Source organism: Pseudonocardia sp. (genome assembly GCF_035305885.1).
In the GTDB taxonomy this organism is placed as follows: Bacteria; Actinomycetota; Actinomycetes; order Mycobacteriales; family Pseudonocardiaceae; genus Pseudonocardia.
This window is the reverse complement of sequence record NZ_DATGOP010000033.1, coordinates 1-26,970: the sequence shown is the minus strand read 5'-3', so window position 1 is coordinate 26,970 and position 26,970 is coordinate 1. Positions and strand designations below refer to the sequence as shown.

At 72.8% G+C, this 26,970-nt stretch carries 30 protein-coding genes and 1 pseudogene; 19 read left to right on the top strand and 12 right to left on the bottom strand.

From position 1 onward, the window contains the following. Positions 1–59: 59 nt before the first annotated feature. Positions 60–539, top strand: coding sequence for a MarR family winged helix-turn-helix transcriptional regulator (locus tag VKZ81_RS06240; RefSeq protein WP_324240456.1), 480 nt, complete (start codon positions 60–62; stop codon positions 537–539). 6 nt (positions 540–545) lie between these two features. On the opposite strand, the gene VKZ81_RS06235 is transcribed toward VKZ81_RS06240, so the two are convergent. Then, entirely contained in the window at positions 546–1,067 is a 522-nt protein-coding gene (locus tag VKZ81_RS06235; RefSeq protein WP_324240455.1) for a DUF1003 domain-containing protein, read from the bottom strand. A 50-nt stretch (positions 1,068–1,117) separates the two neighbouring features. Next, a complete protein-coding gene (locus tag VKZ81_RS06230; RefSeq protein ID WP_324240454.1) occupies positions 1,118–2,398 on the bottom strand; it encodes a magnesium transporter MgtE N-terminal domain-containing protein in 1,281 nt (426 codons plus the stop codon). A gap of 181 nt (positions 2,399–2,579) precedes the next feature. Here VKZ81_RS06230 and VKZ81_RS06225 point away from each other — a divergent pair, with 181 nt between their 5' ends. The 7 genes from VKZ81_RS06225 (at position 2,580) to VKZ81_RS06195 (ending at position 10,054) form a co-directional block, all read left to right on the top strand. Continuing rightward, positions 2,580–3,542, top strand: coding sequence for an HpcH/HpaI aldolase/citrate lyase family protein (locus VKZ81_RS06225; RefSeq protein ID WP_324240453.1), 963 nt, complete (start codon positions 2,580–2,582; stop codon positions 3,540–3,542). 96 nt (positions 3,543–3,638) lie between these two features. Continuing rightward, complete coding sequence (locus tag VKZ81_RS06220; RefSeq protein ID WP_324240452.1) at positions 3,639–4,832, top strand: acyl-CoA dehydrogenase family protein; 1,194 nt, start codon at positions 3,639–3,641, stop codon at positions 4,830–4,832. Positions 4,833–5,002: 170 nt separating this feature from the next. Then, a complete protein-coding gene (locus VKZ81_RS06215; RefSeq protein ID WP_324240451.1) occupies positions 5,003–5,521 on the top strand; it encodes a YflT domain-containing protein in 519 nt (172 codons plus the stop codon). Between the two features lie 167 nt (positions 5,522–5,688). Next, the gene (locus VKZ81_RS06210; RefSeq protein WP_324240450.1) at positions 5,689–7,047 is read left to right on the top strand and encodes an ABC transporter substrate-binding protein; all 1,359 of its coding nucleotides are present in this window, start codon (positions 5,689–5,691) and stop codon (positions 7,045–7,047) included. Next, on the top strand, positions 7,047–8,006 hold the full coding sequence (locus VKZ81_RS06205; protein WP_324240449.1) for a carbohydrate ABC transporter permease: 960 nt from the start codon (positions 7,047–7,049) through the stop codon (positions 8,004–8,006). The genes VKZ81_RS06210 and VKZ81_RS06205 overlap by 1 nt, the downstream gene beginning before the upstream one ends. Position 8,007: 1 nt before the next feature. Next, on the top strand, positions 8,008–8,844 hold the full coding sequence (locus VKZ81_RS06200) for a carbohydrate ABC transporter permease (protein ID WP_324240448.1): 837 nt from the start codon (positions 8,008–8,010) through the stop codon (positions 8,842–8,844). A gap of 4 nt (positions 8,845–8,848) precedes the next feature. Beyond that, positions 8,849–10,054: an ABC transporter ATP-binding protein gene (locus VKZ81_RS06195; protein WP_324240447.1), complete on the top strand. Its 1,206-nt coding sequence runs from the start codon at positions 8,849–8,851 to the stop codon at positions 10,052–10,054. 79 nt (positions 10,055–10,133) lie between these two features. Here VKZ81_RS06195 and VKZ81_RS06190 read toward each other — a convergent pair whose 3' ends face one another. Further along, positions 10,134–10,979 (bottom strand): chromosome partitioning protein ParB, encoded by an 846-nt coding sequence (locus VKZ81_RS06190; RefSeq protein ID WP_324240446.1) that lies wholly within the window; start codon positions 10,977–10,979, stop codon positions 10,134–10,136. 4 nt (positions 10,980–10,983) lie between these two features. Continuing rightward, complete coding sequence (locus VKZ81_RS06185) at positions 10,984–11,631, bottom strand: metallophosphoesterase family protein (RefSeq protein ID WP_324240445.1); 648 nt, start codon at positions 11,629–11,631, stop codon at positions 10,984–10,986. 47 nt (positions 11,632–11,678) lie between these two features. Here VKZ81_RS06185 and VKZ81_RS06180 point away from each other — a divergent pair, with 47 nt between their 5' ends. After that, a complete protein-coding gene (locus tag VKZ81_RS06180) occupies positions 11,679–12,497 on the top strand; it encodes a class I SAM-dependent methyltransferase (protein ID WP_324240444.1) in 819 nt (272 codons plus the stop codon). A 314-nt stretch (positions 12,498–12,811) separates the two neighbouring features. Further along, on the top strand, positions 12,812–13,711 hold the full coding sequence (locus VKZ81_RS06175; RefSeq protein WP_324240443.1) for a DMT family transporter: 900 nt from the start codon (positions 12,812–12,814) through the stop codon (positions 13,709–13,711). Here VKZ81_RS06175 and VKZ81_RS06170 read toward each other — a convergent pair. Both VKZ81_RS06170 and corA read right to left on the bottom strand, forming a co-directional pair. Further along, positions 13,687–14,655: a DUF5914 domain-containing protein gene (locus VKZ81_RS06170; protein WP_324240442.1), complete on the bottom strand. Its 969-nt coding sequence runs from the start codon at positions 14,653–14,655 to the stop codon at positions 13,687–13,689. The two genes, VKZ81_RS06175 and VKZ81_RS06170, sit on opposite strands and share 25 nt — an antisense overlap. Positions 14,656–14,674: 19 nt before the next feature. Beyond that, positions 14,675–15,766 (bottom strand): magnesium/cobalt transporter CorA, encoded by a 1,092-nt coding sequence (gene corA / locus VKZ81_RS06165; protein WP_414709334.1) that lies wholly within the window; start codon positions 15,764–15,766, stop codon positions 14,675–14,677. Between the two features lie 255 nt (positions 15,767–16,021). On the opposite strand from corA, the gene VKZ81_RS06160 reads away from it, so the two are divergent. Next, positions 16,022–16,525, top strand: coding sequence for a MaoC family dehydratase (locus tag VKZ81_RS06160; protein WP_324240490.1), 504 nt, complete (start codon positions 16,022–16,024; stop codon positions 16,523–16,525). 150 nt (positions 16,526–16,675) lie between these two features. On the opposite strand, the gene VKZ81_RS06155 is transcribed toward VKZ81_RS06160, so the two are convergent. Next, a complete protein-coding gene (locus tag VKZ81_RS06155) occupies positions 16,676–17,041 on the bottom strand; it encodes a winged helix-turn-helix transcriptional regulator (RefSeq protein WP_324240441.1) in 366 nt (121 codons plus the stop codon). A 156-nt stretch (positions 17,042–17,197) separates the two neighbouring features. On the opposite strand from VKZ81_RS06155, the pseudogene VKZ81_RS06150 reads away from it, so the two are divergent. Next, positions 17,198–18,133, top strand: a pseudogene (locus tag VKZ81_RS06150) (MFS transporter); the annotation flags it as partial. Positions 18,134–18,330: 197 nt separating this feature from the next. On the opposite strand, the gene VKZ81_RS06145 reads toward VKZ81_RS06150, so the two are convergent. Beyond that, positions 18,331–18,726: an NUDIX hydrolase gene (locus VKZ81_RS06145; RefSeq protein ID WP_324240440.1), complete on the bottom strand. Its 396-nt coding sequence runs from the start codon at positions 18,724–18,726 to the stop codon at positions 18,331–18,333. A gap of 100 nt (positions 18,727–18,826) precedes the next feature. On the opposite strand from VKZ81_RS06145, the gene VKZ81_RS06140 reads away from it, so the two are divergent. From VKZ81_RS06140 to VKZ81_RS06120, 5 genes are read left to right on the top strand one after another with little or no spacing between them, the layout of a single operon-like run. Next, positions 18,827–18,985 (top strand): hypothetical protein, encoded by a 159-nt coding sequence (locus VKZ81_RS06140; RefSeq protein WP_324240494.1) that lies wholly within the window; start codon positions 18,827–18,829, stop codon positions 18,983–18,985. A gap of 4 nt (positions 18,986–18,989) precedes the next feature. Then, on the top strand, positions 18,990–19,526 hold the full coding sequence (locus VKZ81_RS06135; RefSeq protein ID WP_324240439.1) for a PH domain-containing protein: 537 nt from the start codon (positions 18,990–18,992) through the stop codon (positions 19,524–19,526). Between the two features lie 21 nt (positions 19,527–19,547). Next, positions 19,548–20,423 (top strand): PHP domain-containing protein, encoded by an 876-nt coding sequence (locus tag VKZ81_RS06130; RefSeq protein ID WP_324240438.1) that lies wholly within the window; start codon positions 19,548–19,550, stop codon positions 20,421–20,423. 16 nt (positions 20,424–20,439) lie between these two features. Then, complete coding sequence (locus VKZ81_RS06125; protein WP_324240437.1) at positions 20,440–21,276, top strand: RecB family exonuclease; 837 nt, start codon at positions 20,440–20,442, stop codon at positions 21,274–21,276. Next, the gene (locus VKZ81_RS06120; protein WP_324240436.1) at positions 21,255–21,566 is read left to right on the top strand and encodes a hypothetical protein; all 312 of its coding nucleotides are present in this window, start codon (positions 21,255–21,257) and stop codon (positions 21,564–21,566) included. Before VKZ81_RS06125 ends, VKZ81_RS06120 begins: the two co-directional genes overlap by 22 nt. Here the strand turns inward: VKZ81_RS06120 and VKZ81_RS06115 are convergent. Genes VKZ81_RS06115 through VKZ81_RS06105 form a run of 3 tightly spaced genes read right to left on the bottom strand, consistent with a single transcriptional unit; the run spans position 21,529 to position 25,523 of the window. Then, positions 21,529–22,332 carry an oxygenase MpaB family protein gene (locus tag VKZ81_RS06115; RefSeq protein ID WP_324240435.1) on the bottom strand — a complete coding sequence of 268 codons (804 nt, stop codon included), beginning with the start codon at positions 22,330–22,332 and terminating at the stop codon, positions 21,529–21,531. The genes VKZ81_RS06120 and VKZ81_RS06115 overlap by 38 nt on opposite strands. Positions 22,333–22,380: 48 nt before the next feature. Then, entirely contained in the window at positions 22,381–23,655 is a 1,275-nt protein-coding gene (locus VKZ81_RS06110) for an Rv3212 family protein (protein WP_324240434.1), read from the bottom strand. A gap of 23 nt (positions 23,656–23,678) precedes the next feature. Beyond that, on the bottom strand, positions 23,679–25,523 hold the full coding sequence (locus tag VKZ81_RS06105) for a DEAD/DEAH box helicase (protein ID WP_414709333.1): 1,845 nt from the start codon (positions 25,521–25,523) through the stop codon (positions 23,679–23,681). Between the two features lie 220 nt (positions 25,524–25,743). On the opposite strand from VKZ81_RS06105, the gene VKZ81_RS06100 reads away from it, so the two are divergent. Next, the gene (locus tag VKZ81_RS06100) at positions 25,744–26,406 is read left to right on the top strand and encodes a ferritin-like fold-containing protein (protein ID WP_324240433.1); all 663 of its coding nucleotides are present in this window, start codon (positions 25,744–25,746) and stop codon (positions 26,404–26,406) included. Between the two features lie 125 nt (positions 26,407–26,531). Continuing rightward, a complete protein-coding gene (locus VKZ81_RS06095) occupies positions 26,532–26,759 on the top strand; it encodes a DUF3107 domain-containing protein (protein WP_324240432.1) in 228 nt (75 codons plus the stop codon). 27 nt (positions 26,760–26,786) lie between these two features. On the opposite strand, the gene VKZ81_RS06090 is transcribed toward VKZ81_RS06095, so the two are convergent. Continuing rightward, on the bottom strand, positions 26,787–26,970 hold a 184-nt coding region (locus VKZ81_RS06090; RefSeq protein ID WP_324240431.1), incomplete at its 5' end, for a transposase family protein.

The following is a 26,970-nucleotide window of genomic DNA, read 5'->3' as shown; positions in this document are numbered from 1 at the left end:
TACGTCCGGCCCCGGAACGGCCGTGCTCTTGTCGGTCCGGCTCCGTACCATCGTCGACCGTGACGGACACCGCGGCCACCACCGCCCCCAACGGGGGACGACCGCGGTCGGCCCCGACCCGCGACCAGCTCGCCGCGTGGCGGGCGTTCCTGCGGGCCCACGCCTCGATCACCCGGGCCCTGGAGGCCGAGTTGGTGGCGGAGCAGGACCTCCCGCTGGCCTCCTACGACGTGCTCGTGCAGCTGGCCGAGGCCCCGGGCGGGCAGCTGCGGATGACCGAGCTCGCCGACGCCGTGCTGCTGTCCCGCTCGGGCCTCACCCGCCTCGTCGACCGCCTGGAGCGGAGCGGCCTCGTGGCCCGCGGCCCGGTGGAGCACGACGGGCGCGGCGTCGTCGCCCGGCTCACCGAGGCCGGGCTCGCCCGGCTGCGCACCGCCTCCCGCACGCACCTGCGCGGCATCGCCCACCACTTCGTCAGCCGGCTCGACGAGGCCGACCTCGGCCAGCTGGAGCGGATCAGCAACCGCCTCGTGCGCTGAGCAGGGTCACCGGGCCCCCTTGACCCGGCCGCGGGACCGGGTCCGCTCGACCGCCGGGTCCGGCGCGGCACCGAGCCGGTCGTAGAGCTTCTCGAGCTCCCCGCGCAGGTAGTCGCGGGTGACGACCTCGCCGAGCGCGATGCGCAGGGCGGCGAGCTCCCGGGCCAGGTACTCGGTGTCGGCCTTGGTCCGCTCGGCCCGGGCGCGGTCCTCCTCGAGGGAGATGCGGTCCCGGTCGTCCTGGCGGTTCTGGGCGAGCAGGATGAGCGGGGCCGCGTAGGCGGCCTGGGTGGAGAAGGCCAGGTTCAGCAGGATGAACGGGTAGGGGTCCCACGTGCCGAACCACGCGGTCAGGTTCAACGCGATCCACGCGACGACCACGACGGTCTGGATCGCGAGGTACCGGCCGGTGCCGAGGAACCGGGCGACCTTCTCCGACATCCGGGCGAACCAGTCCGGGTCGACGGCTAACCGGGTGCGCCCGGCCACCGGCTGGTCGAGGCGGCGCTGGGTGGTGATCTCAGGCATGGCTCACGTGCCTCCGCGTCACGTCGGCGGGCTCGCGGGCCCGGTGGCGGTCACTGCGCGCCCCGGTCGGACTGTGCGGGCTGGATGCCGTCGGAGTCCTCCGACAGGTGGTCGCGCCAGTCGGGCGGGAGCAGGTGGTCGAGCACGTCGTCCACGGTGACGGCGCCGAGCAGGTGGTCCGCGGCGTCCACCACGGGCCCCGCGACGAGGTTGTACGCCGCGAAGTAGCGGGTGACCTCACCCAGCGTCGCGTCCGGCGACAGCCGGGCGAGCTCGGTGTCGGCGACCCCGGCCACCAGCTCGAACGGCGCCGCCCGCAGCAGCGCCTGGGCGTGCGCGCAGCCCAGGTAGCGGCCCGTCGGGGTCTCGGTGGGCGGGCGGCACACGAACACCATGCTCGCGAGCGCGGGCGGGATGTCCGGGTTGCGGATGCGGGCGAGCGCCTCGGCGACGGTGGCGTCCGGGCGCAGGATGATCGGCTCGGGGGTCATGAGGCCACCCGCGGTGTCCGACGAGTAGCTCATGAGCCGCCGGACCGGCTCGGACTCCTCGGGTTGCATGAGGGCGAGCAGGGCGTCGGACTCGGCCTCGGGCAGCCCGTGCAGCAGGTCGGCCGCGTCGTCGGGCGACATGGCCTCGAGCACGTCGGCCGCCCGCTGCCGCGACAGGTGCGCGAGCAGCGTGCGCTGGTCGCTCTCGGACAGCTCCTCGAACACGTCGGCGAGCCGCTCGTCGTCGAGGCCGTCGATCACCTCGTGCTGCCGCTTCTCCGGCAGCTCCGACAGCGCGGCCGCGACGTCGGCGGGACGCATCGACTCGAACACCGCGAGCAACCCTTCGGTGCCCTGCCGGTCGGTGAGCGAGAGCCCGCTGACGGCCCGCCACGGCACCACCTGCACCGGTTCGCGCCGCCCGATGCGGTGCCTGCGCACCCGCACGGCGAGCCGCGCGACCACCCAGTCCCGGGTGCGGGTCGGCTCGATCGCGGCGTCGACGACCACGGCCTCCTCGCCGGTCTCGACGAGCCGCACCCGCGCGTCCAGCATCTGCCCGACGAGCAGGGCCTCGTTGGGCCGCTGGGAGAACCCGCGCAGGCTGACCGACCCCGTCGCGAGCGTGACGGCACCGGGGTCGATCGCGGTGACCCGCAGCATCGGCACGAAGATGCGCCGCCGCGTCGCGAGCTCCACGACGATGCCGAGCACCCGCGGCGGGTTCGTGTCGACCCGAAGTGCGGCCACGAGGTCGCGCACCTTGCCGATGCGCTCCCCGTCCGGTCCGAGCACGGGCAGACCGACCAGGCGCGCGACGAAGACCCGGTCGATACCCATGCGCGCAGCCTATTGCCCGAGGGCCGTTCGGCCCTCGCCGCGACGTCGGGCAGGCGTCACCCTGTCGCCGGAACGGGGCTGAGAGACCAGTCACCTCAGCGGTTGCGGACCGCGCACCGCGTGTCAGCATCCTGAGTCCGAGCCGCACTCGACGCCCGCACTCAACGAGGAGCCGCCGAAAGTGACCACCTCCCAGATCCGACCGCGCCGGTCCTGCCTCGCCGTTCCCGGGTCGAGCCAGAAGTTCATCGACAAGGCCCGCACCCTGAACGCCGACCAGGTCTTCCTCGACCTCGAGGACGCCTGCGCACCGCTGGCCAAGCCCGGCGCGCGCAAGACGATCGTGCAGGCGCTGAACGAGGGCGGCTGGGGCGACAAGATCCGCGTGGTCCGGGTCAACGACTGGACCACCGAGTGGACCTACCGCGATGTCACCGAGGTCGTCGAGGGGGCGGGCGCCAACCTCGACGCGATCATGCTGCCGAAGGTGCAGACGCCCGAGCAGATCGTCGCGCTCGACCTGCTGATCACGCAGATCGAGAAGGCCATGGGCTACGAGGTCGGGCGGATCGGCATCGAGGCGCAGATCGAGAACGCGCGCGGGCTCATCAACGTCAACGCGATCGCGACGGCGTCGCCGCGGGTCGAGACGATCATCTTCGGCCCGGCCGACTTCATGGCGTCGATCAACATGAAGTCGCTGGTGGTCGGAGAGCAGCCGCCCGGCTACGACGTGGGCGACGCCTACCACCACATCCTCATGAGCATCCTCATGGCGGCGCGGGCGCACGACAAGCAGGCCATCGACGGGCCGTACCTGCAGATCCGCGACGTCGAGGGCTTCAAGCGGGTGGCGGCCCGGTCGGCCGCGCTCGGCTTCGACGGCAAGTGGGTGCTGCACCCCGGCCAGATCGACGCCGCCAACGAGACGTTCTCCCCGCGCCAGGAGGACTACGACCACGCCGAGAACATCCTCGACGCCTACGAGTGGTACACGTCCGAGGCGGGCGGCAAGCGCGGCGCGGCCATGATCGGCGACGAGATGATCGACGAGGCCAGCCGCAAGATGGCCCTGGTCATCGCGGGCAAGGGGCGGGCCGCCGGCATGAAGCGCACCAGCCGCTGGACCCCGCCGGAGGAGTGACGCGCATCGCCCGCCCGCGTGTGCGTGCGTTCACAGCGGGCAACCACCGGACCGGGTAATACTGCCCGGTAACTCGCCCAGCGTCGGGAGGTTCCCATGGCCAAGCTCGCCCAGACCGCAGGCCTCACCGAGATCCAGCAGGAGATCCTGGCCACGGTCCGCACGTTCGTGGACAAGGAGATCCTCCCGCACGCGAACGCCCTCGAGCACGACGACGTCTACCCGCAGGACATCGTCGACGGGATGAAGGAGATGGGCCTGTTCGGGCTCACCATCCCGGAGGAGTACGGGGGCCTCGGCGAATCGCTGCTCACCTACGCCCTGGTCGTGGAGCAGATCGCCCGCGGCTGGATGAGCGTGTCCGGCGTGATCAACACCCACTTCATCGTGGCGTACATGATCAACAAGCACGGCACGCCGGAGCAGAAGCAGCGCTACCTGCCGCGGATGGCCACCGGCGAGGTCCGCGGGTCGTTCTCGATGTCCGAGCCCGACCTCGGCTCCGACGTCGCGGCCATCAAGACCAAGGCCGTGCAGGACGGCGACGAGTACGTCATCGACGGGGCCAAGATGTGGCTCACCAACGGCGGCACGTCCAACCTCACCGCCGTGCTGGTGCGCACCGACGAGGGCGCCCCGAAGCCGCACCAGAACCTCACGACGTTCCTCGTCGAGAAGCCCACGGGCTACGGCGAGGTCGCGCCCGGCCTGGTCGTCCCCGGCAAGATCGACAAGATGGGCTACAAGGGCGTGGACACCACCGAGTTGGTGTTCTCCGGCTTCCGCGTGCCCGGGGAGCAGATCCTCGGGGGCAAGCGCGGCGCCGGCTTCGCCCAGATGATGGACGGCGTCGAGGTCGGCCGGGTCAACGTCGCGGCGCGCGGCTGCGGCATCGCGCTGCGCGCGTTCGAGCTCGCGATCGAGTACGCGCAGCAGCGCACCACCTTCGGCAAGCCGATCGCCGAGCACCAGGCGATCGCGTTCAAGCTCGCGGAGATGGCCACCAAGGTGGAGGCCGCCCACCTGATGATGGTCAACGCGGCGCGGCTGAAGGACGCGGGCACGCGCAACGACGTCGAGGCCGGCATGGCCAAGCTGATGGCGAGCGAGTTCGCCGCCGAGGTCACCCAGGAGGCGTTCCGCATCCACGGCGGCTACGGCTACTCCAAGGAGTACGAGATCGAGCGCCTCATGCGCGAGGCGCCGTTCCTGCTCATCGGCGAAGGCACCTCGGAGATCCAGAAGACCATCATCAGCCGCGGCCTGCTCAAGGAGTACAAGCTCCGCTGAGCCGCCGCGGTCCCGCGGCCGGACTTCGCCACCCCACCCGCGCCGGGGCGCGGCGTTCCGTCCTTCATGTGATGATCGTCGGAATGGGCACTTCGGTGCTGGTCCTCGCGTTGACATGATGTGAGCTCCAGAGCACCAGGAGCCCTGTGACCGAGGAATGAGGAGGCCCCGTGACCACTCCGTTCGGTGGCCCCGCGCGCACCGCGCCCGGACTGCCCAACCTGCCGACGCCCCCCACCGGGTGGCCGGTCGGCTCCTACGCCACCTACGCGGAGGCGCAGCGCGCCGTCGACCACCTCGCCGATGCGGACTTCCCCGTCCGCGACGTGACCATCGTCGGTGTCGACCTCATGCTGGTCGAGCGCGTGATCGGGCGGCTCACCTGGGGCCGGGTCCTCGTCTCCGGCGCGGCGTCGGGGGCGTGGTTCGGCCTCTTCGTCGGCCTGCTCCTGAGCCTCGTGAGCCAGGGGGGTAACTCGTTCGGGCCTATCCTGCTCGGCCTCGGATTCGGTGTCGTTTTCGGCCTGATCTTCGCCGCCGTCACGTACGGCCTGTCGCGCGGCCGCCGCGACTTCCAGTCGGTGAGCCAGCTCGTGGCGGGCCGGTACGACGTGCTCTGCCAGCCGCGCAACGCCGAGAAGGCCCGGGAGATGCTGGCGAAGCTGGCCATGAGCGGGGGACCGGCTTAAGGGACGCTGAATCCACCTTCTCTTCTCCCCTAACCCTCGCTCCAGCGATTGCGGCCCCTTCCCGACGCGCATAGGTTCTGATCACCGGCCACAGGCCGTGATTGGGATCACACTCGCGGGCGACGGTGCCTCGTGCCGTCCCCCGCTTGTTCGGGACGGAGAGACGCATGGGGGAGCCGGTCCATTCGACGCTCCGGCGGCGACGGGCACGCCCGCTCGCCGCGGTGGCCTCCGGGCTCCTGGCCGCCGCCATGGTGGCCGGATGCAGCTCGGGCCCGGCCGGGCCGCCGGTGCTCAACTTCTACACACCCGCCGACAACGCCAGCGGCTACGCGGCGGGGGCCGAGGCCTGCACCCAGGCGGCCAACGGCCGCTACGTCATCCGGCAGCAGACGCTGCCGAAGGCCGCCGACGACCAGCGGCTGCAGCTCGCGCGGCGGCTGGTCGCGGGTGACCCCGAGGTCGACCTCATGGCCTTGGACGTGACCTGGACGGCGGAGTTCGCCGAGGCCGGCTGGATCGAGCCGTGGCCGGAGGAGGCCGCGGCGCAGGTGGAGGCCGGCACGCTCGAGGGGCCGCTCGAGACGGCCCGCTACCAGGGTCGCCTGTGGGCGGCGCCGCTGAACACCAACACCCAGCTGCTCTGGTACCGCAAGGACCTCGCCCCGCAGCCGCCGCAGACGTGGGACGAGATGATCGAGATGTCCGAGGCGCTGCACGAGCAGGGCCTGCCGTCCTACATCGAGGTGCAGGCGGCGCAGTACGAGGGCATCTCCGTCTGGTTCAACACCCTGCTCACGAGCGCCGGCGGGCAGCTCGTCTCCGAGGACGGTGAGGTGCTCGTCGACGACGGGGACGCCGCCCGCAAGGCCGCGTCGATCATGCAGCGGGTCGCCGCCTCGCCGGCGAGCGACCCGTCGCTGTCGGTCGCCCAGGAGAACGACGGCCGCCTGCAGATGGAGGCCGGCCTGGCCGCGTTCCAGGTCAACTACCCCTTCGTCAACGCCTCGATCAACACCCCGCCGCCGGACGGCGGGGGCGGCGGCACGTTCATCGACGAGCAGGGCCGCCCGACCAGCGAGGACACCGGCCGTCGCGTGGTCGACGTGTTCGCGTGGGCGCCCTACCCGCGGGTCGACCCGGACAAGCCCGCGACGGTCACCATCGGTGGCCTCAACATCGGCGTGAGCACCACCGGCGGCAACACCGACCTGGCGTTCGAGGCCGCCATCTGCCTGCGCAACCGCGAGAACCAGCTCGTCAACGCCACCCAGGGCGGCGTGCCGCCGACGCTGGCCGAGCTGTACGACGACCCGTCGTTCCAGGCCGAGTACCCGGCGTGGGAGGCGATCCGCACCTCGCTGGAGAACGCGAGCGTCCGGCCGGCGACGCCCGCCTACACGAGCATCTCCATCGTGCTCGCCGACCTGCTCAACCCGCCCGCGCAGATCGATCCCGACACGATCGTCGCGCGGATGGCGACCGAGGTCGAGCGGGCCGTGAACTCGGAAGGACTGGTGCCCTGATGACCGCCTCGAGCACGGCCCCCGCCGAGGTCGAGCCCTCGGCCCGGACACCCAAGCACCGCGGCAAGCCGCCGCTGTCCGAGGGGGCGCGCGCGGAACGCAAGCTCGCGTTCCTGCTGTGCGCCCCGGCCGTGATCATCATGGTCGCGGTCACGGCCTACCCGATCCTCTACGCGCTGTGGCTGTCCCTGCAGCGCTACGACCTGCGGTTCCCGGCCGACCGGGCATTCGCGGGCCTGTCGAACTACGTGGCCGTGCTGACGTCGAGCTACTGGTGGTCGGCGTTCGGCATCACGCTGCTGATCACCGTCATCTCGGTGGCGATCGAGTTCGTGCTCGGCCTCACGCTCGCGCTCGTCATGCACCGCACGATCGTCGGCCGCGGCCTCACCCGCACGGTGGTGCTGATCCCGTACGGGATCGTCACGGTGGTCGCGGCGTTCAGCTGGCAGTTCGCCTGGACGCCGGACACCGGCTACCTGGCCAACATGCTGCCGGAGGGCTCGGCACCGCTCACCGGGCAGGCGTCGGCGATCGTGCTGATCATCATCGCCGAGGTCTGGAAGACCACGCCCTTCATGGCGCTCCTGCTGCTGGCCGGCCTCGCGCTGGTGCCCGACGACCTGCTCAAGGCGGCCCAGGTCGACGGGGCAGGGGCGTGGCAGCGGCTCACGCAGATCATCCTGCCGATGATGAAGCCCGCGATCCTCGTGGCGCTGCTGTTCCGGACGCTCGACGCGTTCCGCATCTTCGACAACATCTACATCCTGACCGGCGGCTCGAACGGCACCGGCTCGGTCTCGATGCTCGGTTACAACAACCTGTTCCGGGCGTTCAACCTCGGCATCGGGTCGGCGATCAGCGTGCTGATCTTCATTTCGGTCGCGTTGATCGCGTTCATCTTCATCAAGCTGTTCGGCGCGGCCGCGCCGGGCTCGGAAGTCGAGGGGAGGCGCTGACATGGCCGTCGCCACCACGACGGGCGCCAAGAGCAAGTGGGCCATCGCCAACACGCTGGTGCTGCTCTACGCGCTCATCCCGGTGCTGTGGATCCTCAGCCTGTCGTTCAAGCCGGCGAGCTCCATCACCGACGGGAACTTCATCCCGCGGGAATGGACGCTCGAGAACTACGCCCAGGTGTTCGGCGTCTCGCTGTTCACCAGCGCGCTGATCAACTCGATCGGCATCGCGGTCATCGCCACCGTGCTGTCGGTCGTGATCGGCACGATGGCGGCGTACGCGATCGCCCGGCTGCGGTTCCCCGGCAAGGGTCTGCTGGTCGGCGTCTCGCTGCTCATCGCGATGTTCCCGCCGATCTCGCTGGTGAGCCCGCTGTTCGACATCGAGCGCGCGCTCGGGCTGTTCGACACCTGGCCGGGCCTGATCCTGCCCTACATCACGTTCTCGCTGCCGCTGGCGATCTACACCCTCTCGGCGTTCTTCCGCGAGATCCCGTGGGAGCTGGAGAAGGCCGCGAAGATGGACGGCGCCACGCCGCTGCAGGCGTTCCGATCGGTGATCGTGCCGCTGGCCGCCCCGGGCGTGTTCACCACGGCGATCCTGGTGTTCATCTTCTGCTGGAACGACTTCCTGTTCGCGATCTCGCTGACCTCCACCGAGCGTTCGCAGACGGCCACCGTGGCCATCGCGAACTTCACGGGCGCCAGCGAGTTCGCCGAGCCGACCGGTTCGATCGCGGCAGCCGCGGTGCTGCTCACGATTCCCATCATCATCTTCGTCCTGTTCTTCCAGCGGCGCATCGTCGCCGGCCTGACCTCCGGCGCAGTGAAGGGCTGAAAAAGTGGCTGACATCGTCCTGGACCACATCACCAAGCGGTACCCCGACGGTACGGTCGGCGTCGACGACGCGAACTTCGAGATCGCCGACGGCGAGTTCATCATCCTGGTCGGCCCGTCCGGCTGCGGGAAGTCGACGACGCTCAACATGATCGCCGGCCTGGAGGACATCACCGAGGGCGAGCTGCGCATCGGCGGCGAGCGGGTCAACGAGAAGGCGCCCAAGGACCGCGACATCGCGATGGTGTTCCAGTCCTACGCGCTCTACCCGCACATGACCGTGCGGGAGAACATGGCCTTCCCGCTCAAGCTCGCCAAGGTCGACAAGGCGGAGATCAACCGGAAGGTCGAGGAGGCCGCGAGGATCCTCGACCTCACGCAGCACCTCGACCGCAAGCCCGCCAACATGTCCGGCGGCCAGCGGCAGCGGGTGGCGATGGGGCGCGCGATCGTGCGCAACCCGAAGGCGTTCCTCATGGACGAGCCGCTGTCGAACCTCGACGCCAAGCTGCGCGTCCAGATGCGCACGATGGTCTCGAAGCTGCAGCAGCGGCTGCAGACCACCACGGTCTACGTCACCCACGACCAGACCGAGGCGATGACGCTCGGGGACCGCATCGTCGTGATGCGCGGCGGCAAGATCCAGCAGATCGGCTCGCCCCAGCACCTCTACGACGAGCCGGCCAACCTGTTCGTCGCCGGGTTCATCGGCTCGCCCGCGATGAACTTCCTGCCCGCGGCGCTGGAGGAGGGCGCGTTCCGCACCGGCCTCGGCGACCTCCCGCTCACCGACGAGCTGCGGCGCACCCTCGAGGCGGCCGACGCGCCGCGCAACCTGATCGTCGGCATCCGCCCCGAGCACTTCGAGGACGCCGCGCTGCTGGAGGAGCACCAGCGGTCGCGGGGCGCGGTCTTCAGCGCCGAGGTCGACGTGCTCGAGTCGATGGGCTCGGACAAGTTCGCCTACTTCTCGGTGGAGGGCGAGCAGGCGATGTCGGACGACCTCGCCGACCTCGCCGCCGACGCGGGCACCGCGGACGTGCCGGGCGGTGACGCGAGCACGCTGGTCACCCGCCTGTCGGCGACCTCGAGCGCCAGCGAGGGCCAGCGGCTCGAGGTCTGGGTGGACACCACCAAGATCCAGGTGTTCGACCCGGCGAGCGGCCGGAACCTGCGGACGGCCGCCCCGTCCCCGGTGGCGGCCGGGTAGCCGGGCGTCTTCAGGAAAGCCACATTCACGAAGCAGCGCTTCATGAATGTGGCTTTCCTGAAGGTGGGGCCGGGGGCGGTCAGCGGCGGCGCTTGTCGGAGCGCAGCCGCTCGATCACCTCGTCGTCCCAGCGGTGGGTGCGCATCAGCTGGTAGCGCTGGCCGGCGAGCTGCAGGTAGGCCTCGGCCTCGGTGCGGTCCCCGATCAGGTCGGCCTGGGCGAGCATCCGCACCACCGGCCGGTACTCCTCGGCGTACCAGCGGCGGGCCACCGTCTCCCGGTCGAGGAAGCGGCGCTCCTGCTGCATGAGCCGGAACCCCCACGCCTCCACGGTCTCGCTGAGCTCGGCGTACGACCACGGCGAGGTGACGAGGATCGTCGCGAGCGCGGGCCCCGGCAGCGGCACCCGGTCGAGGAACACCCGGCGCAGGTCCTTGCTGATGAGGTCGCCGCGCCGGGAGATGCCCGTGGCGTCGATCTTCGTGGTGACCTCGGTGACGTAGGCATCGATCGTGCGCAGGCCGAGCGCGTGCGCCACCGAGACCCGGTGGTGGCCGTCCCGGACGAAGTGCAGCTCGCCCACCCGGTAGACGCCGATCGGCGGGATGGACTCGCCGCGCCGGTGCGCGGTCGCCAGCCGCTCCCACCGCTCCCGGCTCCGGCCGGACCGCGGGCGGAACCAGCGGTCGAAGTCGCGGGTGCGGTCGACGCTGCCCACGATCGAGTCGAGCGGGATGACCTGCAGCCCGAGCCGCCGCTCGCCGGTGCGGCCGAGCGCGGCCACGACCTCGTCGAACGGCAGGATCTCCGACACGTCGTCCGGCTCGCGGCGCAGCCGCGCGGCGAGCCGTGCGAGGGTCGCCTTGCGGCGGGCGCGCAGGAAGTCGTGCTCCGCGTCGGTCCTCGGGAACCCGGTGTCGGCCATCGACTCAGATCTCCAGGACCTTGTGGCCCACGACGTTGACGACGCGGGTGTCGCCGATCCTGCGGTCCGGCACGGGCTCGCCGTAGGGGTGGATGTGGCCGTGCACGAGCAGGCGCGGGCGCAACGCCGTGACCACGTCGTGCAGGCACTCGAAGCCGTGGTGCGGCGGGTCGGAGCGGTCGCCGCAGTGGCGCGGCGGGGCGTGGGTGAGCAGGACGTCGACGGCCTTGCCGTCGGCCCGGACCCGCCGCCGCGCGGCCCGCACGAGCTTGCGCCCCCTGCGGGCCTGCTGCGCCTGCGTCCACTGGTTCGGACCGGGCCGGTAACGCACGCACCCACCCAGCCCGGCCACGCGCACCCCCGCGACGTCGACCACCTTGCCGTCGGCGTCGACGTACCCGGCGGGGCCCGGCCAGCGCGCGGGCAGCCCAGCGCGCAGCCACATCCCCGCCCGCTGCGAGTAGCCCGAGAGATCGGGGTCGTGGTTGCCGGGCACGAGCACGCCGGGGCGGTCGATCTGGTCGGACAGCTGCTCGAGGTAGTCGAAGGGCAGGTCACCGGCGGAGATGACGAGGTCGACGGCCAGCCGTTCGGCGCCGCCCGCGCAGAGCGCGGCGTCGACCTCGTCGCTCACGGCAAGCGCGCGGACCACGAGGTCAGCCTACGGGTTGCGCGACGTGACGCCGCGAATTTGCCAGGATGCGGGGTGTGACTCCGAGGCCAGGACCGATCGAGCGGAGCGGGGTGGCGCGCTCGTTCGACGCCCACGCGCGAACCTACGACAAGCTGGTCGGCGCCAACCCCGGCTACCACGAGCACCTGCGGCTGACGACGAAGCGGATGGGCCTGCCCGACCAGGGCAGGGGCCTGCGGCTGCTCGACGTCGGCTGCGGTACCGGCGCCTCCACCGCCGCGCTGTTGGACGCCGCCCCCGAGGCGGAGATCGTCGCCGTCGACGCGTCCCAGGAGATGCTCCACCAGGCCCAGCGCAAGAGCTGGCCGCGCACGGTGCGGTTCGTCCACGGCAATGCGGAGAACCTGGCGATGAGCGGCATCACCGGCCCGTTCGACGGGATCCTCGCCGCGTACCTGCTGCGCAACCTCGTGCACCAGGACGCGGCGCTGCGCCAGTTCCACCGGCTGCTGCGCCCCGGCGCGCCGCTCGCGCTCCACGAGTACTCGGTGCGCGACTCGCTGCGCGGCCGCATCGTGTGGACCGCGGTCTGCTGGGGCGTGATCATCCCGATGGCCCGCATCCGGGCCGGCTCCACCGACCTCTACCGCTACCTGTGGCGCAGCGCGATGCAGTTCGACGGCGTCCAGCAGCTGAGCAACCGCCTCGCCGCGGCGGGGTTCGAGGACATCCGGGTGCAAACCGTCCCGGGCTGGCAGCAGCACATCGTGCACACGTTCCTCGGCAGGCGCCCGGCCGACCCGACGCCGGTGGAGGAGGCCGAGGTCGACCCGGAGGCCGCCACCCCCGCCGAGGGCCTCGACCTGCCGAAGCCTTCCCCCTGACCCGCGAGTCGCGCCCTGGGTGCGCGCGAGTCGCGGTCTGCGTGTCGGCGAGTCGCGGCGTGGGTGCGGGCGAGTTGCGCTCTGGTCCTCGGCGAGTCGCGCGCTGGGGGCGCGTGAGCCGCGCTCCGGGCGTGGGCGTCCGGGCCCGCCGGACCGGTAGGCTGGGCCCGTGCACCGGCTGTACCCGATCACCCCGCCGCCCCGCTCCTAGCGGGGCCGTTCACCGCACCGCCCTGCTTCCGGGCGGATCTCCTCGGGCCTGATCGGCCCCGCTTCGGCGACCCTTTCCCTTCGTCGCAGGAGCGCGTACACCCGTGTCCACAGTCCGCACCACCCCGTCGTCCGGGGTGTCCTTCCTCGTCTGCGCAGGCGTCCTCTGGGGGACCGGCGGCCTCATCGGCCGCATGCTCGGTGACGCCACCGGCCTGTCCTCCCTCGCCGTGGCGACCTACCGGCTCGCCGTCGGCGGCCTGCTCCTCGTCGGGTACCTCCTGATCCGAGGCGCGGGGCTGCCGCGGTCCCGGGCTGCGTGGGCCCGCATCACCGCCGTCGGGTCGCTGGCCGCGCTGTTCCAGGTCGCGTACTTCACGGCCGTCTGGTTCACCTCGGTCAGCGTCGCGACGCTCGTGACGATCGGTTCGTCACCGCTGCTGGTGCTGCTCGTGCGCCCGCGCAGCGCCGACCGGCGCCGGCTCGTCGCCGTCGGGTTGGCGCTCACCGGGCTCGTGCTGCTCGTCGGCGTCCCGGCCGACGGCGGCCCGTCGACCGCCGCCGTCCTCGCCGGCACCGCGTGCGCGCTCGCCGCCGCGGGCGGATTCACGGCGATGTCGCTGCTCGGGGCGCGACCCGTCCCCGGTCTGGACGCCATGACCACCACCGGCGCCGGGTTCACGTTCGGCGGCGCGATGCTCGCCCCGCTGGCCTTCACCACGTCCGGCCTGGGCTTCGCGCCGACCGCGGAGTCGGTCGGGCTGCTCGTCGCGTTCGGCCTCGTGCCGACCGCGCTCGCCTACACGTGCTACTTCCGCGGGCTGCACGGCGCCACGGCGGGGGTCGGCGTGGTGATGGCGCTGCTGGAGCCCGTGACGTCGGCGGTGCTGTCGGCGGTGCTGCTCGGCGAGCGGCTGGGCGCGGCCGGGATCACCGGCGGGCTGCTGCTGTGCGTCGCCCTCGTCCTGACCGCCCGCGGTCAGGACCGGGAGCGCAGCTCGTAGCGGCGTTCGGCGTAGGCGATGTCGTCGCGCCACAGCCTCCGTGCGGCCCTGCGCATCAGCGGGCGCAGTGCGGCGGCGACGCGGCGCGCGTGCACGAAGCCCGGGCGGTCGGAATGCGCCACGACCGCCTCGATGACCGCCGTGCGCGGCAGGCCGTCCGGGCCGGGGCGCAGCGGCGTCGCGTGGGTCTCGACGACCGACCCGGCGCCCTCGCCGTCGACGATCTCCATCGTGATGGTGCGGGCGTCGGGGCAGGTGAACTCCGCGTGCACCGGCACACCCAGGTTCCGCCCGACCGTGAATGTCACCTCGACGAGAAAACGGTCCTCCGCTGGTGGGCAGTCCACCGGCGGGGCGGAGAGCACCCGCAGTGCGGTGAACGAGTAGGGGTGGAACCAGGCGCCGTGCCACGGGTCGAGCCGGTTGGCGATGACGTCCTCCGGCTCGCAGCGCCCGATCGTGGTGGCGACCGCGGGGATGCTGCGCTCGGCGGGCGGGCGTGGGCCGAGCACCGGCGCGTCGGTCGGGTCCTCGTCGTCGAGCCGCACCCAGGCCAGCACCCCGTCGTCGTAGGCGGGCAGGGGTCGCCAGCCGGGCCTGCCGTCGGGGCCGAGGGCGAGCCCGTGCCACCGGCACACGAGCCGGCCCCGGTCCACCGGGGCGTCGCAGAGCGGGGCACCGAGGTGCGGGCAGGCCCCCGGGCCGACGTGCAGCTCGCCCGCTTCGTCCCGCCACGCCACGAGCTCGCGACCGGCGACGACGCGGCCGAACGCCCGCCCCGGGCGCACCTCCCGGCTGCCTGCGATCACGAACCAGCCGCCGGTCGGGCGCTCGAGCGCGCGCCGGAGGGCGGCTGTGATGAGCCCCGGCTTGGCGTCGGTCCAGGACGGTTCCTGGTCGGCCCATGCCGGTCGCCGGAGTCTGCGCAGCGGCCCCGCTTTCACACGAGCAACATTAAGGGCTCTACAGCCACTGGTTGCGGCGGAACACCCGCATCAGCGAGAGGCAGCTGACGATGATGACCAGCCAGACCATCGGGTAGCCGAACTTCCAGTGCGTCTCGGGCATGTAGTCGAAGTTCATCCCGTAAATCCCGGCGATCATGGTCGGCACGGAGATGAGCGCGACGTAGGCCGAGATCTTGCGCATGTCGGTGTTCTGCCGCAGTGTGATCTTGGCGAGCGCGGCGTCGATCAACGAGCTGAGCAGCTCGTTGAAGCCCGCGATCCGCTCGGTGACGGTCACGAGGTGGTCGTCGACGTCCCGGAAGTACGACCGCACCTCGTGCGGCACGAGCGAGCTGTAGCCCTCGGTGAGCTTGCGCACCGGCGCCACCAGCGGGACCACGGCCCGCTTCAGCTCGAGCACCTCGCGCTTCATGACGTAGATCTGCTCGGAGTTCGGGCTCGAGCGCGGGGCGAAGACCTGGGTCTCCATCTCCTCGATGTCGTCCTCGATGGCCGAGGTGACCTCGAGGTAGCTGTCGACGACGTGGTCGGCGATGGCGTGCAGCACCGCGGCCGGGCCGAGCGCGAGCTGCTCGGGGTCGTCCTCGAGCTTGCGGCGGACCTGCCGCAGCGAGGAGTGGTCGCCGTGCCGGACCGTGATGACGAAGTCGGGGCCGAGGAACACCATGACCTCACCCGTCTCGACGATCTCGTGTTCGGCGCGCTCATCCGGCCGCCCGCGGTAGCAGACGGTCTTGAGCACCATGAACAGCATGTCGTCGTAGCGCTCCAGCTTGGGGCGCTGGTGGGCGTGCACGGCGTCCTCGACGGCCAGCTCGTGCAGGTCGAAGACCTCGGCGATCCCGGTGATCTGCTCCTCGGAGGGCTCGTGCAGACCGATCCAGACGAAGGCGTCGTCGCGCCGGCGCACCTCGGCGAGGGCGCGCTCGTGCGTCCAGTGCCCCGGCAGGCGCTTGCCGCCGGCGTACACGGCGCAGTCGACGACGTAGGCGGAGATCGGGACGCGCAGCTTGTTGGACAGCACCGTGTCACGGCGCTCGTGGCGGCTTGCGCGGATCGCAGGGCGGAGGGCGGACAGGGGCGGCACGGCATACCTCCGTGATCGATCGGGATTCGCCGAGCAGGGCTCGGCCGCACGCGTGGGAGATCGCGTTCCCGACCGGGAGACCGTCAGCCAGCCACCGAGTCGGGAACGCGGCGACTACTGCATCCGGGTGCCGTCGGCACCGCGCTCACCTCCTCGTCGGTGTGTGCAGGGCCATGTCCGCGCAGGGCCGACACGGCTGGTCCGCGGGCTAGATTACCCCCACTGTCCTGGTCATCGTCGATGGAGGCGGCAGCGTTGCAGTTCGGCCGGTATTTCGAGGAGTTCGAGGTCGGTGCGGTCTACAAGCACTGGCCGGGCAAAACGGTCACCGAGTACGACGACCACCTGTTCTGCCTCCTCACGATGAACCACCACCCCCTGCACATGGACGCCCACTACGCGGGGGAGACCACCGAGTTCGGCCGCAACGTCGTGGTCGGCAACTACATCTACTCGCTGCTGCTGGGCATGTCGGTGCCCGACGTGTCCGGCAAGGCCATCGCCAACCTGGAGGTCGAGTCGCTCAAGCACCTCAAGCCGACCTTCCACGGCGACACGATCTACGGCGAGACCGAGGTGCTGGACAAGACCGAGTCCAGGTCGAAGGACGACCGCGGCGTCGTCTACGTCGAGACCCGCGGCTACAAGCAGGACGGCACGGTCGTGTGCACGTTCCGGCGCAAGGTGATGGTGCCCAAGCGCTCCTACGGCGAGGCCAGGGGCGGGGAGCAGCCCGCGCGGCCCGAACCGAAGCTCTAAGCCGTCCCGGAGCCGCCTCGCGGCCGACTCCACCCACTTGAGGCGAACGTCACACGAGGTGGCGGTGCGTGGAGCACGCCCGCGGTCTGTGAAAGTCGCGCGGCGCGGCCCCGCACGATGCGCGGCGCCGCCGGCAGGCCCCGGACGGCCCTAGCTCGCGACCCCCTCGCACACCGCTGCGCCGCGGATCTCCTCCAGCCGCGTCTTGTGCGCGCACCCCCACGCGCCGAGGGGCCGCAGCGCCTCGATGAGGTCCTCGCCGGAGGGCGTGAGCGAGTACTCGACCTTGGGCGGCACGACGTCGTGCACCTCCCGGTGCACCACCTCGTCGCGCTCGAGCTCGCGCAGGTGCTGGGCAAGCACCTTCTCGCTGACGCCCGCGACGGCGCGGCGCAGCTCGCCGAACCGCTTCGGGCCGCCCCCGAGCGCCCAGAGGATGAGCACCTTCCACTTGCCGCCGACCACGTCGATGCTCGCGTCGAGGCCGGACACGAACACCTCGCACCTCTCCGGCATGTGCGCACCTTCCGGTAAGTGGTTACCCAAATGTGGGTACTTGTCTCATTCAGAATGTCGAACGACGATCTCACCCGTCATATTCCACGGCCGCCCGCAGTGCGCTGACGTGGGAGAAGCCGGGACGGTTGCATTTCTTCCGAGTGGGGGATCGTCGTGTCGCGCGCCATCTTCGCCCTCTTCCTCGTGGTGTTCGGATTCACCACGGGGGAGTTCGTCGTGGCCGGAATCCTGCCGGACGTCGCCGCAGGGCTCGGGGTGTCGGTCCCCGCGGCCGGCCTGCTCACCACCGCGTACGCGGTCGGGATGATCGTCGGCGGGCCGGTGGTCACGGCGCTGACGGCGCGCGCACCCCGCCGCCCGCTCGTGGTGGGGCTGGTCGCGGTGTCGGTGCTGGGCAACGCCTGCTCAGCGGTGGCGCCGAACCTCGGCGTGCTGCTGGTGGCGCGGTTCGCGTCCGGCCTGGTGGTGGCCACGTTCTTCGCCGTCGCGGTCGCGACCGCCGCCGCGGTCGCCCCGGCGGGCCGGCAGGCGTCCGCCGTGGCGCGGGTGACGCTGGGGATGAACCTCGGGCTGGTCCTCGGCACGCCGCTCGGCACGCTCGTCGGCCAGCAGGCCGGGTGGCGGGCGACGTTCGTGGCGGTCGCCGCGGTCACCCTGGCCGCGGTGCCCCTCGTGCTGCGGCACGTCCCGGCGGCGCGGGGGAGCGCCGGGCCCGTCCTCGCCGAGCTGCGCGTCCTCGCCGACCGCGACCTCCAGCTCGCGATCGCGCTGTCGGCGGTGGGCAACGTCGGGGCGGTCACGGTCTTCACCTACATCGCGCCGCTGCTGACCGGGGTCAGCGGGTTCCCGGCCGGGGCCGTGCCGTTCCTGCTGCTCACCTACGGCGTGGGCGCGGTGGCCGGGAACGTGGTCGGCGGCCGGCTCGCCGATCGCGCCCTCATGCCGTCGGTCACCGGGCTGCTCGGGGCGCTGGCCGCCGTTCTGGCGCTGTTCTGGCTGCTGAGCGGCGTGCCCGCGGCGGCGGCCGCGCTGACGTTCGTGGTCGGCGCGCTCGCGTTCGCGGTGATCCCCGGCATGCAGACGCGGGTCGTCGCCACGGCGGGCGCCGCCCCGACGTTCGCGGTGGCGGTCAACGCCTCCGGCTACCAGATCGCCGCGGCGTTCGCGGGCTGGCTGGGCGGGCGGGTCGTCGCCGGGCCGGGGACGGCGGCGATCCCGCTGGCCGGCGCGCTGCTGACGGCGGCGGGCCTGGTGCTCGCGCTCCACCTCGTGCGCCGCGATCGCGCTCAGCGGGGTAGCGCGTCCCACTCCCGCAGCGTCTCCAGCAGCTGCGGCACGAGCGGGAGCTCGAGGAGCGTGGCCGCGTCGACCCACCGGACGTCGAGCGCGTCGTCGCCCGGGGCGAGCGCGCCGCCCACGACGCGGCAGCGGTAGTCGGCGATCTCGTACACCCCGCGGCGGACCCGCCCGACAAGATCACCCGGTTGGACGACGAGGCCGGTCTCCTCGGCCATCTCGCGGATGAGCGCTGACGCGTCGTCCTCGCCCGGCTCGACCCGGCCCCCGGGGAGCGACCACAGCCCCCGACCAGGCTCGTTGGCCCGTTTGACGAGCAGGAGCCTGCCCGAGTCGTCGTAGGCGAGTCCCCCCACACAGGGGACGAATCGCTCACCCAATGTCATCAACGCTCACCATACGTCCCCGCGCGCCGGATACCCTGGACACGATCGGTGCGGTACAAATCAGGTGCAGGTCTCCGTCCCGTCCAGAACGGTGGTTGTGGTGAACGTCAAGAAGATCGTCGGGTTGCTCGCGATCGCGCTGCTCCTCTTCTTCGTCTTCACGCAGCCGGACAACGCAGCCGGATCCGTCACGAGCATCGGCGCCACGCTCAGGGACGGCGCGGAGTCCGTCATCCGCTTCGTCACCCAGCTCGTCTAGCACGATGCTCGCGCCTCGCGAGATCGACGAGTACCTGCTCCCCACGGAGCGCCGGGTGATCCGCGTGCGGCAGCACTGGGCCGTCATGATGAATCACGTCAGCTCGACGTCGTTGTTCCTGCTGGCGCTGGTCATCGGCGAGCGGATGCTGCCCGACAGCGTGCTCATCGACAACATCGCCTGGTACCTGGCGCTGGTGGCGGTGCTGCGCTTCACGGTGTTGACGATCCTGTGGTGGATCGAGCGCATCGTCATCACCGACAAGCGCGTGATGCTGGCGCAGGGGATCATCACCCACAACGTGGGCATGATGCCGCTGAGCAAGGTCACCGACCTGACGTTCCAGCGCACCCTGGGCGGGCGCATGTTCGGCTACGGCACGATCGTCGTCGAGTCGGCGGGTCAGATCCAGGCGCTCAACCGGATCGACTACCTGCCCCGGCCCGAGGAGATCTACGAGGCGCTCTCCGAGCTGGTCTTCGGCGAGAAGGGCCGCACCCGCGCGAGCGGCATGCTGGCCCGGCCGCGCTGGCGCCGCTGACCGGTCCGGTTAACCTCAGGCGTGCCCCGCCGTCCCCGGATCGACCTCCACACCCACTCCACCGCCTCTGACGGAACCGACCGCCCGGCCGAACTCGTCGCCGTGGCGGCGGCCGCGGACGTCGACGTCCTGGCGATCACCGACCACGACACGACGGCGGGCTGGGCGGAGGCGGCGGAGGCGCTGCCGCCGGGCATGCGGCTGCTGCGCGGCGCGGAGTTCTCGTGCGTGAGCCCCACCGGCCGCGGTGACCGGCCGGTCGCGGTGCACCTGCTCGGCTACCAGTTCGACCCCGAGCACCCGGCGATCGTGGCCGAGCAGACGCGGCTGCGGGCCGAGCGCGAGCACCGGCTGCGCCGCATGACCGAGAAGATGGCGGCCGACGGCTACCCGGTCGACCCGGACGCGGTGCTCGCGCTGCTGCCCGAGGGGGCGAGCGCCGGGCGGCCGCACCTCGCGCGGGCGCTGGTCGCCGCGGGCGTGGTCGGCTCGGTCGGCGAGGCCTTCGAGACCCTGCTCTACAACGGCAGCCCGTACTTCGTGCCGAAGACCGACACGCCGGTGCGCAAGGCCATCGAGATGGTGCGCGCCGCGGGCGGGTTCGCGGTGTTCGCCCACCCGCTGGCCCGCAAGCGCGGGCGCGTGGTCGAGCCGTCGGTCATCGCCGAGCTGGCGGAGGCCGGCCTCGCGGGCGTGGAGGTCGACCACCCCGACCACGCGGCGGAGGACCGCGCACTCCTGCGGCGGGTCGCGGCCGAGACCGGGCTGGTCGTGACCGGGTCGAGCGACTACCACGGCACCAACAAGACCACCCCCATCGCGGCCGAGACCACCGCTCCCGAGGCGCTCGAGCGGCTGCTGGAGGTGACCACCGGTGTCGAGGTGCTCACCGGCTGAGGGTTAACGTGCGGGTGTGGACGGTGCGCAGCTGGGTTTCGACTTCACCACCACCCGGCTGGTGCGGGTCACCCCGTCCAAGCTCGGCACGTGGGAGGACTGCCCCCGCCGCTACCGGCTGACGTACCTGGACCGGCCCGCCCCGGCGCGGGGTGGCGCCCGCGCGGGCAACACGCTCGGCGCCGTGGTGCACCTCGCCCTGCGCGCCCTGTTCGACCTCCCGCCCGCCGAGCGCACGCCGCAGGCGGCGGCGCGGCTCGTGGACCGGTACTGGAGCAGCGAGGGGTTCCGCGACGCCGACCAGGCCGCCGAGTACCGCGAGCGCGCCCGCGGCTGGCTCGCCGAGTACGCCGCCGAGTTGGAGCCGGACGCCGAACCGGTCGCCCTGGAGCGGTGGGTGTCCGTGGCCACCGACCGGATCGTCGCCGAGGGCCGGGTGGACCGGATCGACCGGCGGGGCGCCGAGCTGGTGGTCGTGGACTACAAGACCGGCAAGCGCACGCCCACCCCCGCCGACGCCGCCGCGTCGCAGGCGCTCGCGCTGTACGCGGTGGCGGTGGAGCGCACGCTCCGCCGCACCTGTGTGCAGGTGGAGCTGCACCACCTGCCCAGCGGCACCGTCGCCGCGTGGCGCCACGACGCGGCCTCCCTGCGGGAGCACGTCGCGCGCGCGGAGGCGGGTGCGACGGCGCTCGACGCCGCCGCCGAGGAGCTCGTCGCGGGCGGGGACCCGGACGCCCTGTTCCCGCCCCGCCCCGCCCCGCGGTGCGGCAGCTGCGACGTGCGCAGGCACTGCCCCGAGGGACGGGCCGCCGCGCCGGAGGAGGTGCCGTGGGCCGGCCTGGCGCCCTGAGCCGCGGGCGGGAGGGCCGGGCGACCCGGCTGCTGCGCGGGTTGTCCGGGGTGCTGGCGGGCGGGCTCGTCGTGCTCGCCGCCGGGCTGGTCGTGGCCGCGGTCGTCGCGTCTCAGCGCGGCGTGCCGGGGCCGGACGCGGCGACGATCGCCGGGCACGCGTTCGCTGCGGTCGTCGCGGTGCTGGTCCAGTGGTGGGCCGACCGGTCGACCGGTGCGGCCGCGGCCGCGGCGTCGGTCGGGGTGGTGGCGCTCACCGCGGTGGTGCTTCTCGTCCGGTGGCTCGTCTGAAGGCCAGCAGTCCGGCCCGGATGGTCGCGAGGCCCGCGGTGGTGGCCGCGTCGGCGCCGGGCAGGTGCGGGATCCCGTAGAGCCGCTTGGCCCAGTCGGGGAGAAGCCCGATCGCGACCGCGGCCACGAACGTCCACGCGGGTCGCGCGGGCGTCAGCAGCGCGACCCGCCACGGCAGCGGGGCGAGCAGCAGCCGGGAGAACGCCCGCACGGCGACGGGGCTCGCCACCAGCTCCGGCCGAACCGCCGCGAAGTACTCCTCGACGCCCGCCCGGTCGCCCGGCAGGTCGGTGGCGCCCAGGAGCTCGCCCGCGCGCACCTGCTCGGCCAGGAAGCGGTCCTCCTCGGCCGCGTCGATCAGGCCCAGCCGCCGCACCGCGGAGGCGAACGAGCTGACCTCGGTGACGTGCACCCAGCGCAGCAGGTCGGGGTCGTCGGCGGAGTAGGGCCTGCCGGTGACCGGGTCGACGCCCCGCACCCGCCGGTGGATCCCCCGTACCCGGGCGGCGGCCTTCTCGGCCGTGGCGAGGTCGCCGAACGCGAGCGTCGTGACGTAGCCCGCGGTGCGCTGCAACCGCGGCCAGAACTCCGCGGGGAACGAGGAGTGCTGGTCGACCCCCGCCATCGCCCGCGGGTGCAGGGCCTGCAGGAACAGCGCGCTGATGCCGCCGATGAGGGCCGCCGGGTCGCCGATGACGCGCCGGGTGGCGCTGCCGGGCGGGAAGAGCCACTCGCGGGCGACGGGGGAGGGCGGTGCGGTGCTCACCCGACCAGGATCACCCCGGGGAGCGGGTTTTCCCAGTGCTCCGCGTGATCAGAACGGGCGCAGGGCGACGACATCGCCGCCGCGCTGCTCCAGCAGCACGTCACCGATCGTCGCGGGCACCACGGGGCCGGGCGGGCGGGCGACCGGGATCGTGAACAGCACGGTGCCGCTGACCGGTTCGAGCACCCGCAGCCCCTCCGGTACCGGCACGACCAGCGCGTCGGCGTAGGGGGCGGCGGGGCCGAGCGCGTCCGGCACGGTCCACAGCGGGACGAGGTCGCGCTCGTCGAGGGCGATCGTGCGGGAGCCGGTCCACCAGGTGACGCGGCCGTCGGAGGTCGTCGTCGGGGCCGCCCCGCCGGGCGGGTCGGTCAGGTCGGACTCCGGCGCGTCGAGCGGGTGCTCGCCGGTCAGCTGCCCAGCGTGGTCGTAGACCAGCAGCCGCGGCGGGCCGGGCACGGCGACGGCCACCCGGTCGGCGGCCACCGCCACCACGACCGCCCCACGCCCCGGCAGGGGCACCGAGAAGTCGACGGCGGGCTTCTCGAAGCCGTCCTCGCCGTCGGTGGCGACGAGGGTGAGCCGGTCGCTCGCCTCGTCGGGGCAGCGCTCGACGATGCCGAGCCGGTCGCTGCCGAGCGCGGTGGACGCGTGCGCGCATCCCGGCCGCGGCTGCTCGTCGACCTGCACGGGCACCGGCACGGCGCCGTACTCGAGCGTCTTGACCAGGTCGCTGCGCATGACCTCGAGGTAGTCGGTGCCGGTCGCGACGACCGACGAGCCGGAGGCGAGCAGCCGCGTGCCCGGGTGCACGTCGGGGTTGCTGGCGCCGGCCCGCTCGCCGGTGCCCGGCCGCAGCGCGGTGAGCTCGCTGCACCACTCCGAGTCCTCGGCGTAGAGCGCGAGCACGCGGCCGCGGCCGTCGTCGGCGCGGGGGAACCCGGCGGCGACCGCGCACAGCGGCCGGTTGCGCTCGTAGCGCCAGCGCTCCTCGCCGGTGACCGCGTCGCGGCCCACGACGAGCCCGCCGTCGGCCGTGACGACCGCGGGCCCGGCCACCACCGGCGCGACCGTGGCCCCGCTCGGGGCGCGCCACGCCTCGGTGAGCGCCGTGGGGACCTGGGTGGCGGCGGGCGGGGGCGCGATCGGCTCGGCGGCCGGTTGCGACGTCGTGTTCGCGGCGTCCCCGGTGGCCCACAGGACCACCGCGGTGCCGATCAGCGCGACGGTGAGCGCCACCGCGGCGACCACGTCGCTGCGGCGGCGTCGTTCCGGCCGCAGCCGCGGTGGGCGCGGCGGCCGTTCGGGGGTGCCGGGCGCCATCGCGGTCGCCCCACGTGCGGTGCTCAGCTGGCGGCCGCGTCCGGCGCCTGCGACTCGTCGCCGACGCCGTCGACGCCCTGCCGGCGGCGCGCGCCGCCGCGGCGCCTGCGCCGCCTGCGCGCGCCCTCGGCGCGGGAGGTGCCGTTCTGCTCGGCGTCCGGCCCGGTCTGCGGCGCGGCGGCGGCCACGTCGGGCTGGTCGGGCTGGTCGGGCTGGCCGTCGGCGGTGGACCCCTCGGCGGTGACGCCCGGCCCGCTCACGGGCACGCCGGCCCGGATGCGGGTGCGCACCCGCGCGCGGCGTCGCCGCGGCACCACCACATCGTCGTCGGCCCGGCGCCCGCCCGGCCGGGAGCGCTTGCGCCGCCCGCCGTGGTCGCCCTCGCTGTCGACGTACTCGGCGTCCAGCCCGGCCCGGATCCGCTTCGACCGCGGCAGCCTGCCGGTGGCGTTGGTGGGGATGCCCAGGTCGCTGTAGAGGTGGTCGGACGTGGAGTACGTCTCGACCGGCTCGTCGATGCCGAGGCCGAGCTCGTCGCTCACCAGCTTCCAGCGCGGCACCTCGTCCCAGTCGACGAGGGTGATCGCCACGCCCTCGCGCCCGGCGCGACCCGTGCGACCGATCCGGTGCACGTAGGTCTTGGCGTCCTCGGGGCACTGGTAGTTGATGACGTGGGTGACGCCGCTGACGTCGATGCCGCGGGCGGCGACGTCGGTGGCCACCAGCACGTCGACCTTCTCCGAGCGGAACGCCCGCAGCGCCTGCTCGCGGGCGCCCTGGCCCAGGTCGCCGTGGACCGCGGCGACGGCGAAGCCGCGCTCGTTCAGGTCGTCGGCGATGCGCTGCACCGTGCGCTTGGTGCGGGCGAAGATCATGGTCAGGCCGCGGTCCTCGGCCTGCAGCACCCGCGACAGCAGCTCGACCTTGTCCATCGCGTGGGCGCGGTAGACCAGCTGGCGGGTGCGCTCGTGGATCGAGCCCTGGTCGGCCTCCTCCGCCCGGATGTGCGTCGGGCGGTTCAGGAAGGTGCGCGACAGCTGGATGATCGGGCCCGGCATGGTGGCCGAGAACAGCATCGTCTGGCGCTGGTCGGGCAGCATCCGCAGGATGCGTTCGACGTCGGGCAGGAAGCCCAGGTCGAGCATCTCGTCGGCCTCGTCCAGCACCAGCACGCTGACGCGGCCGAGCACCAGGTGGCGCTGCTCGGCCAGGTCGAGCAGGCGGCCGGGCGTGCCGACCACCACGTCGACGCCCTTGCGCAGGGCGGCGAGCTGCGGCTCGTAGGCCCGCCCGCCGTAGATGGCCGTGACGCGGACGCCCAGGTTCCTGCCCGCGTCGGAGATGTCCTTGGCCACCTGCACGCACAGCTCGCGCGTGGGCACCACGACCAGCGCCTGCGGGACGTCCTTGGACCGGTCGGCGGCCTCGCCGTCGACGCCGGCAGCAGGCCGCTCGGCGGGCGGCACGATGCGCTGCAGCAGCGGCACGCCGAAGCCGAGGGTCTTGCCGGTGCCGGTGCGCGCCTGGCCGATGACGTCCTCGCCGGCGAGCGCCAGCGGCAGCGTGAGTTCCTGGATCGCGAACGTGCGCACGATGCCGGCGTCGGCGAGCGCGTCGACGATCTCGCGCCGGACGCCGAGCTCGGCGAACGTGGGTGAGTCGGGCCGGACCGGAGCGCCGGCCTGAAGCGGGTGCGCCTCCACGACCTCGTCGGTCGGGTCGGCGGCTTGGGGATTCTCGATGGAGGTGTCGCTCTCGACGGACAGGTTGATCGCCTCTCTCCGCGCACAGGAGCCCGAGGCCGGCTCTTCGACCACCGGCGCGTGAGCGCTCGGGTGGGAGAGCTGACGAGGCGCTGCACGCACCATGTCGTTGCGGAGCCGGCGCGCACACGCACCGGCGACGCTCGTAGGCGCGCGCCCCGTGTGGGCGCTGCGCTGAGCCCATGCTACCGGTTCGCGGGTTGGCGCGGGTCACCGCGGGCCGTCCGGCGCGGGTGTCGCGCCCGGCGTTCCCGTGGCCGGGGCCGCCTCGAACCGATCATCGTGACATCGGTCACGCCGTTCCGCGGGGCATTAGGCTCGGAGCATGGTGACTGCGCGGGCGGTGGACGAGGCCGTGGCCGATCGGGCCACCGTGGACCTGCTCGGCGTGCTGGCCTACGGGGAGCTGTCGGCGTTCGACCGCCTGGCCGAGGACGCGCGGCAGGCGCCCACCCTCGCCGGTCGGGCCGCCCTCTCGGCGATGGCCGCCGCCGAGATCGGGCACTTCCGGCTGCTCGAGGAGCACCTGAAGGGGCTCGGCGTCAGCGTGGAGGACGCCATGCGGCCGTTCGTGGCGCAGATCGACGCCTACCACGCGTCCACCGCGCCCCGCAGCTGGCTGGAGTCGCTGGTCAAGGCCTACCTCGGCGACGGGCTCGCCGCCGACTTCTACCGCGAGATCGCCGGGTGGCTGCCCGGCCCCACCGGGGAGCTCGTCCAGCAGGTGCTCGCCGACACCGGCCACAGCGCGTTCGCCGAGCGGGAGGTGCGCGCGGCGTGCGAGGCCAGCAGGCAGGTGCACGACCGGCTCGCGCTGTGGGGCCGCAGGTTGCTGGGCGAGGCGGTCACCCAGGCCCAGCACATCGTGGCCGAGCGCGACGAGCTCGCGGAGTTCATCGTGACCGGCTCCGGCGACGGGATCGCCGCGCTGCTCAAGCGCCTGCAGCACAACCACGCGAAGCGGATGGCCAAGCTCGGTCTGAACTAGTCCGGCCCGGACCGGCTCGTGGCGTTCGCCGAGGGCGGAGCGCCCGCCGCCCGCTCCCGCCCCCGCGCTCGGCTAGCCTTGGCCGCGCACTTCAAGCTCGGACGACGTGACCAGGAGGTCCACCGGTGGAGGTCAAGATCGGCATCGCGGAGAGCGCGCGCGAGCTCGTGGTGTCCAGCGACCAGACGCCGGACGAGGTCCAGGCCCTGGTCGACGACGCGCTCAAGGACGGGGCCGGCATGCTGCGCCTCGTCGACGACAAGGGGCGGCGCTACATCGTCCCCTCGGCGAGGATCGCGTACGTGGAGATCGCCCCGGCCGCGGCGGGCCGCGTCGGTTTCGTGATCACCTGAGGCGCGCGGACCCTCGGTGAGGTGTTCTCAGTAGCGGCCCTGGTGTTCCTGTTGGGTCAGGACCAGGGCCGCTTGGGTGATGGCGCCGATGCGGCTGGGGCTGAGGGTGACGCGTTGCAGGGCCCGCCACCGGGTCTTCAACATGGCCATGGCTCGTTCACCGAGGCCGCGTAGGCAGGTGTGGAGCAGGTTGTAGGCCTGCTGGCTGGGG

What these genes read in the sequence shown, in the direction of transcription:
- VKZ81_RS06235 (WP_324240455.1), bottom strand. Translation starts at nt 1,067, where the DNA reads ATGCCTGAGATCACCACCCAGCGCCGCCTCGACCAGCCGGTGGCCGGG.
- VKZ81_RS06230 (WP_324240454.1), bottom strand. Translation starts at nt 2,398, where the DNA reads ATGGGTATCGACCGGGTCTTCGTCGCGCGCCTGGTCGGTCTGCCCGTG.
- VKZ81_RS06220 (WP_324240452.1), top strand. Translation starts at nt 3,639, where the DNA reads ATGGCCAAGCTCGCCCAGACCGCAGGCCTCACCGAGATCCAGCAGGAG.
- VKZ81_RS06210 (WP_324240450.1), top strand. Translation starts at nt 5,689, where the DNA reads ATGGGGGAGCCGGTCCATTCGACGCTCCGGCGGCGACGGGCACGCCCG.
- VKZ81_RS06205 (WP_324240449.1), top strand. Translation starts at nt 7,047, where the DNA reads ATGACCGCCTCGAGCACGGCCCCCGCCGAGGTCGAGCCCTCGGCCCGG.
- VKZ81_RS06200 (WP_324240448.1), top strand. Translation starts at nt 8,008, where the DNA reads ATGGCCGTCGCCACCACGACGGGCGCCAAGAGCAAGTGGGCCATCGCC.
- VKZ81_RS06190 (WP_324240446.1), bottom strand. Translation starts at nt 10,979, where the DNA reads ATGGCCGACACCGGGTTCCCGAGGACCGACGCGGAGCACGACTTCCTG.
- VKZ81_RS06180 (WP_324240444.1), top strand. Translation starts at nt 11,679, where the DNA reads ATGCGGGGTGTGACTCCGAGGCCAGGACCGATCGAGCGGAGCGGGGTG.
- VKZ81_RS06155 (WP_324240441.1), bottom strand. Translation starts at nt 17,041, where the DNA reads ATGCCGGAGAGGTGCGAGGTGTTCGTGTCCGGCCTCGACGCGAGCATC.
- VKZ81_RS06145 (WP_324240440.1), bottom strand. Translation starts at nt 18,726, where the DNA reads ATGACATTGGGTGAGCGATTCGTCCCCTGTGTGGGGGGACTCGCCTAC.
- VKZ81_RS06135 (WP_324240439.1), top strand. Translation starts at nt 18,990, where the DNA reads ATGCTCGCGCCTCGCGAGATCGACGAGTACCTGCTCCCCACGGAGCGC.
- VKZ81_RS06110 (WP_324240434.1), bottom strand. Translation starts at nt 23,655, where the DNA reads ATGGCGCCCGGCACCCCCGAACGGCCGCCGCGCCCACCGCGGCTGCGG.
- VKZ81_RS06105 (WP_414709333.1), bottom strand. Translation starts at nt 25,523, where the DNA reads ATGGTGCGTGCAGCGCCTCGTCAGCTCTCCCACCCGAGCGCTCACGCG.
- VKZ81_RS06100 (WP_324240433.1), top strand. Translation starts at nt 25,744, where the DNA reads ATGGTGACTGCGCGGGCGGTGGACGAGGCCGTGGCCGATCGGGCCACC.